The sequence below is a fragment of the Winogradskyella sp. Asnod2-B02-A genome (assembly GCF_045063645.1).
Lineage (GTDB): Bacteria > Bacteroidota > Bacteroidia > Flavobacteriales > Flavobacteriaceae > Winogradskyella.
In genome coordinates, this window is record NZ_JBEFOG010000026.1 from 201,803 (window position 1) to 215,876 (window position 14,074).

Sequence of the window (14,074 nt, forward strand, 5' to 3'; positions counted from 1 at the left end):
ATATAACAATTACATTAGCGTAAAATAAATTGTAATGGCAGGAAATTCTTTTGGAAAATTATTCAAACTTACTACTTACGGAGAATCACACGGTGTCGCCATTGGCGGAATTATAGATGGCTGTCCTTCTGGATTAGAACTTGATTTTGACGCTATTCAAAAAGAATTAGATCGTAGAAAACCTGGTCAATCAAAAATCGTCACTCAAAGGAAAGAACCAGATTCTGTAGAATTTTATTCTGGTATTTTTGAAGGTGTAACTACAGGCACACCAATTGGTTTTGTAATTCATAATACCAATCAGAAATCAAAAGACTACTCACATATTAAAGATGTTTATCGTCCTAGTCATGCAGATTACACTTATGAGAAAAAGTATGGTGTAAGAGATTATAGAGGAGGAGGACGTAGCTCTGCTCGTGAAACAGCATCTAGAGTTGTTGCAGGTGCTATTGCAAAACAAATGCTCGCTTCAATTGAAATTAATGCTTTTACATCTTCAGTAGGTGATATTTTTATAGATAAACCTTATCAAGATTTAGATTTTAGTAAAACAGAATCTAATATTATTCGCTGTCCTGATGAAGCTACAGCCCAAAAAATGATTGCCAAAGTTGAAGAAATAAAAAAGCAAGGTGATACTATTGGTGGTACCATAACTTGTGTGATAAAAAATGTACCTGTTGGACTAGGAGAACCTGTGTTTGATAAATTGCATGCCGAATTAGGTAAAGCCATGTTATCGATAAATGCTGTAAAAGGTTTTGAATATGGTAGTGGGTTTTGCGGAGCAAAAATGAAAGGCAGTGAGCACAACGATTTGTTTAATACGGATGGTAGCACAAAATCTAATTTATCTGGCGGCATACAAGGAGGTATTTCTAACGGAATGGATATTTATTTTAGAGTAGCATTTAAGCCAGTAGCCACAGTGATTCAGAAACAAGATGCGTTAAATAGTGCTGGTGAAATTGTAGAAATGCAAGGAAAAGGTAGACACGATCCTTGTGTGGTGCCAAGAGCTGTGCCAATTGTTGAGGCTATGGCTGCTTTGGTAATTGCTGACTATATGTTGTTAAGGAGACAGGAGACTAATAAATAGTAATTAATTTGAGAAGGATATTTTTGTTTTTTGTATTTGTTGGTTTTTTGAATTGTAACTCTAAGAAGAATTCTGAGTCCACTGAAAGTTTAAATGCAAAATTGCAACGTATTGATTTGCTTAATCTTAAAATAAAAATTCCTAATAATTATGATAAAATAAGTTCTAACTATTTCAGTGATATATTAGAAAATTCAATCTATAGTAATGAATTTACTGAATACGAGTTGAAGAGTATGGATCGATTTAGAAAATTTGGATCTAATGCTGAAATTTTTGTTGATAATGATGATATAACTAATGTTATAATTTTTCACCGGGCAGATTACATAAAAATGTCAAAAGAAGCATTAGAACTCTACATAGAAATGGTTGATGGTAATATATTTGCTGACGCTGAATTAAAAGGTATAGAGTATAAAAGACTTGAAGGTAAATTTTTAAACTACGGATTAGCTGAAGTAGTGAAGGTGAAATTTTCTCAAACATATCATCAAGATGAAAGTACTAAAACATATTTGACAAATTACCTTGTAAGTCATAATTTGAAATCATTCGGAATTATAGTCATAAATAATGAAAATATAGATTTTCAGTATATTTTAGATACTTTTAAGTTATAAAAATTAAGTTTAATAAATAAAAAATTCCCGTTTTCAGGGGAAAAGATTACTGAAATAAATTCAGCATAAATGAAAAAACTAGCATTACACTGGAAGATTATAATAGGAATGGTTCTCGGTATCATTTGGGCTTTAGTATCAAGTTCTATGGGTTGGAGTCAATTTACAATTGACTGGATTGATCCGTTTGGTACCATTTTTATAAATTTATTAAAGCTCATTGCTGTTCCGCTAGTTCTATTTTCTATAATTAGTGGTGTTGCAAATATTGGTGATCCCAAAAGCCTGGGAAGAATGGGAGGTAAAACCTTAGGGATTTATCTGCTTACTACAATTATGGCAATTTCCTTAGGCTTACTGTTAGTTAATATTATTAAGCCAGGAGAACTTATAGATGAACAAAGCCGTATAGATAATCGTATCAGTTATGAAATTTGGGCAGATAGTGAAGGACATAAAATAAAGGATGGCATTAATTACCTTCAGGACCCAGAGTTTTTTGAACGTGCTCAGGAAATTTCAGAATTATCTAAAAGTGAGCTAAAGCAAGCTGCTGTTGCAGATAAAATGGAAACGGTAAAAAACCGAAAAGAAACAACACCATTGCAGCCTTTAGTAGATATTGTACCTAGTAACTTTTTCCATTCGCTTTCCAATAATGGTTTAATGCTTCAAATTATATTTTTTGCTATTTTCTTTGGTGTGTGTTTGTTATTTGTGCCTTCAAATTCAGCGCAACCTGTTTTAAATTTAGTGAATGGTATTAACGAAGTATTTCTTAAAATGGTAGATATTGTAATGCAAGGTGCACCATTCTTTGTATTTGCGTTATTGGCTGGTGTGGTGAGTAAAATGGCAGGTGATGATATTGGTAAAGTAGTAGAAATCTTTAAAGGTTTAAGTTGGTACTCGCTTACCGTTCTGTTAGGTTTATTGTTAATGATATTTGTAATTTACCCAATGATTTTAAAACTATTTGTAAAGCAAATACCTTACAAAGGCTTTTTTAAAGCGATGAGTCCTGCGCAGACCTTGGCATTTTCAACATCGAGTAGTGCAGCAACATTACCTGTTACTATGGAATGTGTAGAAGAAAACTTAGGCGTAGATAAAAAAATCAGCAGTTTTGTACTTCCAATTGGCGCAACAGTTAATATGGATGGTACAAGTATGTATCAAGCAATAGCGGTTATATTTTTGGCTCAAATGCATATGATAGATTTAACTTTAGGTCAGCAAATAACGGTAGTATTAACAGCAACGTTAGCTTCTATTGGTTCGGCAGCTGTACCAAGCGCAGGTTTAGTAATGTTAATTATTGTTTTGAGTTCTGTAGGGTTAAATCCGGCTTGGATTGCTATTATATTTCCAGTAGATAGAATTTTAGATATGTTTAGAACTGTTGTGAATGTTACAGGTGATGCTACAGTATGTTCCATTATTGCAGATGGTGAAAATATGTTAGAGTATCAAGACCATGAAAACCCGACAGAAACATTTGATCTAGATTCATAATTATAATATTATGACCATTACAAACATCAAACCGTTAGTTTCAGTAGATTGGTTAATTGCAAATCGTGAGGCATCAAATTTAATAGTTTTAGATGCTACAATTAATAAAGTAATAGATTCAACATCTGAAAACATATTAAACGCTATATTTTTCGATATTAAGAAAAAGTTTAGTGATGTTTCTGCACCTTTTCCAAGCACATTACCTTCAAAAGAACAATTTGAGATTGAAGCTCAAATCCTAGGAATAAACAATGATTCTTGTATTGTGGTTTATGATGATAAGGGAGTTTATTCAAGCGCTAGAGTTTGGTGGTTATTTAGAGTGTTTGGATTTAAAAATGTAGCCGTTTTAGATGGTGGATTGCCAGAATGGAAACGACATAGCTTTCCTATTGAAAAATATAAAAACGAAACTTATACTAAAGGTAACATTGAGGTTCATTATAATTCAAAATTAATGACGAATTTTGAAGGTGTGAATTTACTTTCTGCAAACCGAAATGCTTTAATATTAGACGCACGCTCAGAGGCGAGATTTAAATGTTTAGTAGATGAACCTAGAGAAGGTTTAAGACGCGGTACTATTCCTAATTCAGAAAACTTACCTTATACAGATTTGTTTAAAGGAAATATTTTTAAACCAATAGCAGAGCTTTCAATAATGTTTAGTAAATTGGAAGTAGGAAATAGAACTTTAGTTTTTAGTTGTGGTTCTGGTATTACGGCTTGTATTTTAGCTTTAGCTGCCACACTGTGTAATTATGAGAAATTAATAGTCTATGATGGCTCATGGACAGAATATGGAAGCTTAACTGAATGAATAATAAAACGAGCAAGTTTAATGCATTAATTCACTATAAGAACAATTAATTGTAAGTAGCTTGTAACAATAAAACAAAACTATATATTACCACTCATGAAAACAATAGATTGGACAAAAGACGAACTTGTCGCTTACATTTTACTTTTCGCAGCAAATGCAGATTTTAAAGAATCAGCAAAAGAACGTGAGTTAATCATTTCTAAAGTAGATAAGCAAACATTTCAGGAAATTCATGAAGAATTTGATGCTGATAATGATTATCAAGGTCTTAAAAAAATTATGATTAGCCTAGAGCAACATCTATACACTAAAGAAGATGTTGACTTGCTTATGGAAGATATTAAAGCGTTATTCTTTGTAGATGATGATTTTGATATTACAGAGCAAAACATGCTAAAATGTCTTAATCGTTTGTTTAAGATAGCATAATATAGCAGTCTGTCTAAGGGTGTAATTTAGTTAGGATTGTATCTCTAAAACAGAAGCAGGTATCATAGCTTCTAATTTATAATCACCAATCCGTATTCTCACTAATCTCAAAGTTGGGAAGCCAGCTTTTGCGGTCATTTTACGAACTTGTCTAAATTTTCCCTCTGTTAACGTAATAGAAAGCCATGATGTAGGGCCATGTTTTTCATCTCTAACAAAACGATCTATTATATGAGACGTGTCTATTAATATTTCGGCTTTACAAGGTTTCGATTTGTAGGGTTTTCCATCTACAGATATTTCAATGCCATTTTGTAGTGCTCTAATAGCTTCATTAGTAATGATGCCATCTACCATAACGTGATATTCTTTTTCGATTTTAGAACTCGTAATATAATTACTAAACTTTCCATCGGTTGTTAATAGTAATAAGCCCTCAGATTTTTCATCTAATCTGCCTACGGCCATAACATTATCTGTAAAATTATAAAGCTCATTTAAAAGTTTTTTATTACGTCTTTTATTCTGATGATTTACAAACTGACTTAAGTAACCGTAAGGTTTATATATTTTATAATAGCTATGTTTCATTACCACCAAGTTATAAAACATTTTTGAAGTTCGTTGTTCCTTTTTATCCAGCATAAGGGTGAGCGCTGATCTTTTATATATGCCTTAATTTCATTTTTAGCATCTTCAAATTCTAACCAATCAACAAATGTTTTTGGTAAAGAAAGCCATTCTAATTTTTTGGGAATGTAAAACTGAAAGTCTACGAGTTCATCAATATTTTCTACGTTTAAATACCAACCCACAATACAATTAGAATTTAAAGGTGCTACATTAATATTTTGATTTTTGTAAGGCAAAAATAGTTGTGCTTTAAAACAAACGTATTGATTTATTGTATCAATATGAAATGGATAATGTTTTAAAACATCTTTAGTTTTAGGATGATAGAGTAGTGGTAACTGTTTTTCTTTAAGTTTTTTAAGTTTGAAAACTAATGCATCACTTCGATTAGGACCCACCCAATTATTAAGTGAGTTAACATCATTTTGTTTAGAGTCATACAAGTAAAATTTATAAACAATTTCTAAGTGAATAGGTTTATCATGCTTTAAAAACAAAAGGTCTAATTCACCTATTGTAATCTTATGGTCTTTGATTTGTAAGTTCTCTTCGAGAATTTTAATACTACTTTGATGCTTTAATTGATAAGCTACAAAATTTTCAACCCATTTACCTAAACGTAATTTCTTTGGTTCAGTTTCTATAGGAAATTGGTTCAATGTAAGTTCAGGACAATACTGTTTAAAGTGATATACAGTAGAATCTTCCCAGAGGTGTGGAGTGCTCTGAAAACCTTCAAATAAATACTGAAAATCTATTGTTTTGTCCAAACGATTGTAATTCTTTGCTAAGTACCCTTTAAAAATATTGAAAACCTAACTTATGTCATATTTTTTCTTTTGAAGTAAAAGTATCTTTAAAGGTATAAAATTTAAGGAAACCTAATCATTCTAAATCACATAGCTTATGAAAGTATTTGATAATAAACACATTAAGAATGTGGCATTTGTTGGTACGCATCGTGCTGGCAAGACCACTTTGGCCGAAACCATGCTGTTTGAAGCAGGTCTAATAAATAGGAGAGGCACAGTAGAGCAGCAAAATACAATATCGGATTACCATGAATTTGAGCACCAACGCGGTGCTTCTGTTTTTTCAACTCCTTTGCATACTGAATGGCGTAATTATAAAATTAATATTTTAGATACTCCAGGTTTAGATGATTTTATAGGTGAAATAATGTCTTCTATTCGTGTTGCAGATACTATAGTTACAGTAATTAATGCTAAACATGGAGCAGATATTGGTACAGAAATTATCTGGAATTATGTAGATAAATATCACAAACCAACACTTTTTGTAATTAATAAAATTGATAGCGATAAAGCCAATTTTGAAATGAGTTTTAATAGTCTCAAGGAATTGGTTGGAAATAATGCGGTATTAATTCAATATCCTATAAAAATAGATGGTGCACAATGTATTATTGATGTACTTAAAATGAAATGTTACAAATTTGGACCAGAAGGAGGGAAGCCAGAGAAATTAGCTATCCCTAAAGATCAGCAAGACTATGCTAAAAAACTACATAATGAGCTTGTAGAAAAAGCAGCTGAAAACGATGAAGCACTTATGGAGCTTTATTTTGAAAAAGGAACACTAAATGAAGATGAACTAAGACAAGGGATAAAATTAGGGATGTTAAACCATGATATGTTTCCTGTATTTTGTGTTTCAGCTTTAAAGGATATGGGAACAGGCCGTTTAATGGGCTTTATAGATAATGTTGCGCCAGCAGCTGCAGATTTAAATCCGGAACAAACTATTGAAGGGAAACTAATAAAACCAGAAGTAGATGCTGAGACTTCACTTTTTGTATTTAAGAATGTTCATCAACCTAATTTGGGACAAATTACTTTTTTTAAAGTTATGTCTGGTGAAGTTAAGTTTAACGATAAGCTATACAATACAAGAACAGGAGAGCTTGAAACACTAAACCAACTTTATATAATGGATGGGAAGAAAAAGCATGCTGTTCAAAAATTAACAGTTGGTGATATAGGTGCTACAACTAAACTAAAGTTTACAGAAACAAATGACACTTTAGCCTCTAACGCAGAATCAGGAACTATAAAACCTATTAAATTTCCTCAACCTAGATTAGTAAAAGCTGTTTTTGCAGAAAGTAACACGGAAGAAGAGAAGTTAAGTGATGCATTAAAACGTATGAGTAGCCAAGACTTAACTATTAATCTAAGTTATAATAGTGAAACACACCAAACACTAATAGGTACACAAGGTGAATTACATTTGGCAACTATAGAATGGATACTTGAGCATATTTATGATGTTAAACCACGTTTTGAAGCACCAAAAATTTCATATCGAGAAACTATTCAGCGCAGTGCCACGGCAAATTACAGACATAAAAAGCAGAGTGGAGGCTCTGGACAGTTTGGTCAGGTGCATTTAAAAATAGAACCCTATTATGAAGGTATGCCAGAACCAGAAGGGTTTTCATTAAGAGGTAAAGAGGTTGTAGATTTACCATGGGATGGAAAATTAGTGTTCTATAATTGTATTGTTGGTGGTGTTATAGATCAACGTTATTTACCTTCTATAATGAAAGGGATTTTAGATGTTATGGAATCTGGTCCGTTAACCGACTCTTATATTAGAGATATAAGAGTTATGGTTTATGACGGAAAAATGCATGCTGTAGATTCTAATGATATTTCATTTAAAATAGCAGGATCCTATGCCTTTAAAGAAGCCTTTATGAATGCTAACCCTAAATTATTAGAGCCTATTGAGCAAATGCAATTACGAGTACCTGATGAAATGATTGGTAATGTAATGACGGAATTACAGAGCAGGCGAGCTATTATTCAAGGGATTGAAAATGAAGCACATTATCAAATACTAAAATGTGCAATTCCTTCTGTAGAACTTACAGATTTTTCAAGTCAATTACGGTCATTAACTCAAGGTAGAGCAACCTATTCTTCAAGTTTTGATAGTTATAGTGCTGTACCAAGTCATATACAAAAGCAATTAGTAAAAGAACAAGAATTAGTAACCACATAAAAACCACCGTTATGCAAAGTAAAGTAATGTATTTAAGCGATTTAAAATTTAATATAGACACTTGGAAACGCGAATTAAGGTTTCATTTTAACGAAATGGATACGTTTCAAGAGAAATTAGAGGAAATTGTACCTCGTGTTGAAGGTGAAATATCTAAGAAAAAATTAGAGGTATTTCAGAATCGAATAATGATAGAAAAAGATGCCATTTCAAAATTAATGCATAGATGTAGAAATAAAATAGCTAATATAAATAATACTGATTTTAATGAAAATATAGATGGACGACTGCAGAATGAACAACATACGCTTAAGGAAGACATGCGCACCTATATAAGACTACATTATGACTTAAAAGAAGAGCTAATGGATTTCTTTTTAGAAGTATTATAGGCTAAACATTATTAGATTTACTAAAAAAACCACGAGATATTAACTCGTGGTTTTTTATTATACTATATAATGAATAAAGCCATTTATTAATGATTATGCTTTATTTGATATTTTAATTAATTATTAATTTTTGAGTACGCTTTTCATTGGTACCAGATATTAATTTAATGATATAAATTCCTGATGTTAATTGTGATACGTTTATAGAATTTACAGTTGTTCTAGTATCTAAAGTATTGCTTATTAGTACTCTTCCATTAAGATCGTACAATTCATAGCTAGTATCTGTTTGTAATTGACCTTCAATAATTATTGATTTTTCATTGGCTTTTTTGTAAATATTTAGACCTACTAAATCTTGGTTAACTATACCGAGTGTATCTAATTCAAATCTCAAGTAAAAACGACCAATTCCTGCTATAACACTTGGAGTGATAAATGTATAGTTTTCACTAGATAATAACGTGAATGTGTTAGTTAATCTATCTTCTAAATATACTTTGGTAGCAATAGGAAGTGTTGATTCTGAAATAGAAACAGTGACTTCTTCACCTTGTAAAGCATTTATGCCAAGTGGAATTATGGTGTTATTGATATTTTGACTTCCTAGGGCTTGAATCGCCATAAATGAACCTGAACTACCATCTACTAAACTAGAGTAGATTGAGAATTCTGGAGCACTGCCTTGAAACATAGCGGCATCGTAACCTGGGTCTAAACCTAAAGATGCATTATCGTTTAAATAAATAGATGTGTTATAAGCATCTAAGGTGGTATTATTAATTTGAAGGTTAATGTAGCCTTCATTAGAGCCATTATTAGAACTTCTACCTAATATAAAATCATCAGTTGTCCCTTTTACGCGCATGGCTGGTGTAAAAGATATTACGCCTCCTCCTGATTTTACTTTAACTAAAAACCCTTGTCCTGGAGCAATTAGTTGTCCTGTACTCAGATTATTTAATATAGTCCATCCATTAGTCGCGTCTCCATCAAATCCATATATAGCTTGATAAACACCTAAATCTAATTGTGTTTTATTCAGATTAAAGAAGGTTGTGAAATCCATATAAGAAGGATATGGGTTTCCAATTAAATTCCAACCGCTATAAGACCCAGAAGAATCTGTAATTGGCAATGTAAAACTACCTGTTTCTACATTACCAGTAAATGTAATGGTTGTTCCGCTAACACCATCTTCAGCAGCATCTCTTGCAGCTCTATAACCAACACCTTTGTCTAAAGTCGTAGCCGCATTGGTTGTTGTAGAATAGATTTGATAAGATCCTGTTGGCTCACTGAATGGTCCAAATAGTTTCTGAGTTGCATTGTTTGGGTTCTCATAAATATTAGGATTTGCAGATGCAAAATCTCCGAAATTTTGACCTGAGAATGGTGATGACACCAAGTCATTACCAGTAGCGCCATTACTATAAGCATTTATATGGCGTTTATAAGAAACATTTCCGGTACTAGTGCCTTCAACAATTAAACTAGAATATTTAGTAGAAATAGACTCTAACAATAGATCACCATTATTTACTAAATTACCATTAACAGTTAAGCTTGCTCCTTCTTCAACTATAACAGATGCACCACTTAAAATTTCTAAATCATTAACCTCAACATCTTGATCTGCAGTTATGGTGTAAGTACCATCAGCGATAATCGTATTTTTAGTACCAGTTGTGTTATTTGGGTTATCAGTATTAATCCAAGAGCCGTTACAATATAATATCGAGTTAGCAGGTATGGTTACACCACAACTATTGCCAGGCGATAAATATTGAATTAATGTGGCTTTAGTTGTTGTTGCACTGTCATTAATAGAAGTAGATACTCCTCCACGCCCTCTTAAATGAATACTTACTAAATCGTTAGTACCATCACTATAAACTTGCACTCTTAATGCATCTGCTTCTATAGGGTCAAAAGTTGGTCCTCCCCATTCAAAAATTCCGTCATCTATCCAGCCTCCTTGACCTTGTGCAAGTGTTGTCCAAACTCCGTCTTTCCTATAACTTATAATCCACATAGAATCTGCTTGATCTTGGTTAGAATAAGAACCTCCAAATGTTACGTAATTCATGTATTTTACATTTGGCCAATTTACTTGCCATTTAAAACCTTCATCTGCAGTTGGCTTTCCTAAATTCTCATTAAAACTAACTCCATATTCATTGTATGAAGTAACTGTTCTATAATCATCAATTACAGGGTCGTATAATATATCACCTGGTACACCTCTACCATTAGATGCAGAGCCATATATTACAGCTTCTGATAGTAGTGCTAGATTTGAATTATCATCAGGACTATTATCAGGAAGGCCTTCTAAACTACATTGGCTAGGTGCTTCAAAAGCTCTCTCTACGGTATAATCACATGCTTCTGCCGTAAAATGAGCAGATATATCAACATCTAATCCATCTGCTGTTAAACCAGTAAGGGTAACAGTTTGTGGGCTTGTTCCAATGGCAAATGATTGTCCATTAACCTCTAATGAACCTGATGCAGGTGGAGAAACATATTCTATAATTAAGTCTTGAGAATACGTATCATCAATATCATTACATATAGCTTGAGTGCCAACAGTTACATTTGTAATCGGACAATTTGCATTATAAAAGACAACCAATTTAGGAGAGTTGTTTACAGATCCATTCCTAGATTCTGCAACACGTCTACCTGAACCAGAAACAATAAAAGTTACTGCATTTCCTACTTCCCAGCCTGGTTGGGTTATAATTTCAGTAATAATAGATTGAAGATAAGGTGAGCGTTGTTTATAACCATTTTGCCCACTATAATCCCAAGCTTCAACGTTACTCCATGATTCTGAACTTGAGGTTAAAGACCTTGATGAAATATTATAACTACTTGAGGAAAAACCATTACTATCATCTGATAATTCTCCATGGAAAACTAAATTCGTCGTATTCGAAGTTGCCTCATCAGCTTGAAATTGTACATATGCACGATGAATTGTTGCTCCTTTAGGAATACTTATATTATTAAACCTAAGACCAATAATTTGGTCATAATTAGTTGCGTTATCGGTATCAGTAACAAATTCTAAATCACTACTAGTATAACTTACAACTCCAGTTGAAATAAATTCTTCTGCGTCATCTCCTGAGGCAATAATAGAGTAGGTTTCGTTTGTTGTAGTTAATTCATCAACTCCAATACAATTACAATTACCATCTTCTTCATCATTAATTGTAGTGGCATTATTGTCATCACAGGCAACACCTCTAGGTGGGCAATTAACATCTGGTGCATTAGATATTGTTACAACAGCACCTGTTGAAGGTGAAAAAACATTTAAGTTAGCTGGCAGTGTAAATGGATCTGTGTTAGAAACTGATCCAACCGAACTGGCATTACTAACGTCAATTGTTCTTAATTCTATTTTAAGAGCATCTACAAATACGAGCTTAAACTGATTAAATGATCCTGAGTTTCTTGTCCATGTTTTTACGTCATTTGCTGCTCTTAATGGTGCTCCCCAACATCCTTCGCCAGTGTAGACTGTACCATTAGTTTGTTCTATAACAAAACCTTCGTCATTTCCAGCATAAGCTGAAGGTTTTACAGGCCAAGTTGTTTTAGCAGTATGAGAATCGCAATCAACTACTAAACGAACACCTTCATCATAGAAAAGTTGAGCCCAAGCATCATATTGATTATTGTTTTCAGCTTTCCATGATACGTGCGGACGCATTGGTTTGTGATACTGAGCCATCTTCCATTTCAAGTTAGGAGAAGCTGTAGATAGGTCATTTTCTAACCATGTTTTTTGATCACCTAAAACTGAAATTTCCGAATTTAAGGTGTAAGCTTTTATTAAATCATTACCAAAGGTTACAGAATAATAAGAATCTGCATTTGGTGTGTCAAATAATTTATAAATAGTTTCAGAATCTGTTTCGTGATTTCCTCTAGCAGGTATAATTGGAAACATTCTGCCATCACTTGCTATAGTTAATTGCCAATCGTCAAACCATTCTTGCCATTCAGTAGAGCCGTTAGTATCCGTCATGTCTCCAGCAAAGAATATGCCGTGTGGTTTTAATTTAGAAACTAAGAGATTGGCTGCTTGTCTTGGTGTACTGTTATTTCTAGAGTCACCACCTGCAATAAAAGATAAACGACTTAAATCATTAGGTGCAGTTCTAAACCAAAAACGTTGACTTGTGCCATCACTATCATTAATTACAAAATAATAATTGGTGTTTGGTGTTAAGCCAGAAAGTCTTACAAACCGATTATCCATACCTTTAAAAGATTCTGTTCTATCAACGGATTTAGTATTAGTATATAATGTATGGTCTGTACCATGATCTATAGTATCATAATAAACAATTGGTGAAGTACCTGATGTCTGATTCCAGCCAATAGTAATTGTAGTGGAAGGATCATCCATTATCATGATACGATACTTATCATTATTAGCAAAACCTATAGAAATACTCATTAAGAGTATTAAGTAGGTTAATCGTAATTTATATGTCATGTTACTCGTATTTTAGGGGTTATTTTGTTCGATTCAAGTAATAGAACTATTAAGGGGATAATTCCATGTGCCAATCTGTAAACTGTTAGATAGGCAGAACCATGAATTGAACTTGATATAAAATCTATATTAAAACCAGATACCAATCTGGCAAATGCTGTGGCAAAGCCCCAAATTATCATATACCATAATGCATATTTCGATAATTTTGGAACAAATAATAAAAGCGCACATAAAACATCTAAAAAGCCAACAACAAACAGAAATTGAGTGGCTTGAGTTTCATTAACACCAAGAATTATAATTGTCATATCTATAAAATGACCAGGGCGATACGGAAATCCCATAGCTAATAAACCATGAGGAATAAAGGTGAGGCCTATGGCAATCTTTAAACCATTGATTAATTTTTTATTATTTGAATCTATTGTAATATTTTTCCACAACAGAAATGGTGCCGATAATTGAATGCTCATTTCAAAAAGTTGAAGGAAATCATAATTACGATCCTTCACCATACAAATTCCAAGTAGAAATAATAAAATCAAACCAAGTCCCATTATAAAACGTTTTGATTTTATCCATGGTATTTTATCCCAAAACAAACTGCAAAATGCGGCTAATAAGAAAACAAAACTATTAAGTTTTGTAAATCCTTCTATCCAACTATCTACTGTTGTGCTTGTAGCGTAGTCATACCAAGAATAATTAAAAAGACCTTCTACAATGGGAGTTAATAAACTCTCGTCCCATAGAATAGATCTATATGGACCACCAAAAAAATACAACTGATATGCTCTACCGATAAAAACGGTAAAAGCACATATTTTAATGAGTGATATTAATTTTAGTTTATTCATATAATTAGGCTAAAATTAGCCATTTCAAGACCAAAATAATTTTATAATCGACTAATTGGATATAAATCCTTTGAATTGGTGATTTTAACAATTAATGACTTCTTAAACCCTTTAAAACATTGAAATTACAACTTGAATTATGTTGTAA

General features: G+C 32.5%; 11 protein-coding genes. 7 read left to right on the plus strand and 4 right to left on the minus strand.

Annotated features, from left to right (window positions below; genetic code table 11):
- Window positions 1–34: 34 nt before the first annotated feature.
- The 5 genes from aroC to ACJJVO_RS04460 all read left to right on the plus strand — a co-directional run bounded on the left by aroC (window position 35) and on the right by ACJJVO_RS04460 (window position 4,495).
- Window positions 35–1,102, plus strand: a complete 1,068-nt coding sequence (aroC, locus tag ACJJVO_RS04440; RefSeq protein WP_405570945.1) for a chorismate synthase — start codon at window positions 35–37, stop codon at window positions 1,100–1,102.
- A gap of 8 nt (window positions 1,103–1,110) precedes the next feature.
- The gene (locus ACJJVO_RS04445; protein WP_405570948.1) at window positions 1,111–1,725 is read left to right on the plus strand and encodes a hypothetical protein; all 615 of its coding nucleotides are present in this window, start codon (window positions 1,111–1,113) and stop codon (window positions 1,723–1,725) included.
- 69 nt (window positions 1,726–1,794) lie between these two features.
- Window positions 1,795–3,240 (plus strand): dicarboxylate/amino acid:cation symporter, encoded by a 1,446-nt coding sequence (locus ACJJVO_RS04450; protein WP_405570950.1) that lies wholly within the window; start codon window positions 1,795–1,797, stop codon window positions 3,238–3,240.
- Between the two features lie 10 nt (window positions 3,241–3,250).
- Entirely contained in the window at window positions 3,251–4,063 is an 813-nt protein-coding gene (locus ACJJVO_RS04455; RefSeq protein WP_405570952.1) for a sulfurtransferase, read from the plus strand.
- Between the two features lie 96 nt (window positions 4,064–4,159).
- Window positions 4,160–4,495, plus strand: a complete 336-nt coding sequence (locus ACJJVO_RS04460) for a hypothetical protein (protein ID WP_405570954.1) — start codon at window positions 4,160–4,162, stop codon at window positions 4,493–4,495.
- A gap of 30 nt (window positions 4,496–4,525) precedes the next feature.
- Here ACJJVO_RS04460 and ACJJVO_RS04465 read toward each other — a convergent pair whose 3' ends face one another.
- Both ACJJVO_RS04465 and ACJJVO_RS04470 read right to left on the minus strand, forming a co-directional pair.
- Window positions 4,526–5,086: a pseudouridine synthase gene (locus ACJJVO_RS04465; protein ID WP_405570956.1), complete on the minus strand. Its 561-nt coding sequence runs from the start codon at window positions 5,084–5,086 to the stop codon at window positions 4,526–4,528.
- A complete protein-coding gene (locus tag ACJJVO_RS04470; RefSeq protein ID WP_405570957.1) occupies window positions 5,086–5,898 on the minus strand; it encodes a DUF1853 family protein in 813 nt (270 codons plus the stop codon). Before ACJJVO_RS04470 ends, ACJJVO_RS04465 begins: the two co-directional genes overlap by 1 nt.
- Before the next feature lie 136 nt (window positions 5,899–6,034).
- Between ACJJVO_RS04470 and ACJJVO_RS04475 the strand changes: the two genes are divergently transcribed.
- On the plus strand, window positions 6,035–8,155 hold the full coding sequence (locus ACJJVO_RS04475) for an elongation factor G (protein ID WP_405570959.1): 2,121 nt from the start codon (window positions 6,035–6,037) through the stop codon (window positions 8,153–8,155).
- Between the two features lie 11 nt (window positions 8,156–8,166).
- Window positions 8,167–8,547 carry a hypothetical protein gene (locus ACJJVO_RS04480; RefSeq protein ID WP_405570961.1) on the plus strand — a complete coding sequence of 127 codons (381 nt, stop codon included), beginning with the start codon at window positions 8,167–8,169 and terminating at the stop codon, window positions 8,545–8,547.
- A 112-nt stretch (window positions 8,548–8,659) separates the two neighbouring features.
- Here ACJJVO_RS04480 and ACJJVO_RS04485 read toward each other — a convergent pair whose 3' ends face one another.
- Window positions 8,660–13,066, minus strand: a complete 4,407-nt coding sequence (locus ACJJVO_RS04485; protein WP_405570963.1) for a fibronectin type III domain-containing protein — start codon at window positions 13,064–13,066, stop codon at window positions 8,660–8,662.
- Window positions 13,063–13,926, minus strand: coding sequence for a hypothetical protein (locus tag ACJJVO_RS04490; protein WP_405570966.1), 864 nt, complete (start codon window positions 13,924–13,926; stop codon window positions 13,063–13,065). Before ACJJVO_RS04490 ends, ACJJVO_RS04485 begins: the two co-directional genes overlap by 4 nt.
- Window positions 13,927–14,074 lie beyond the last annotated feature (148 nt).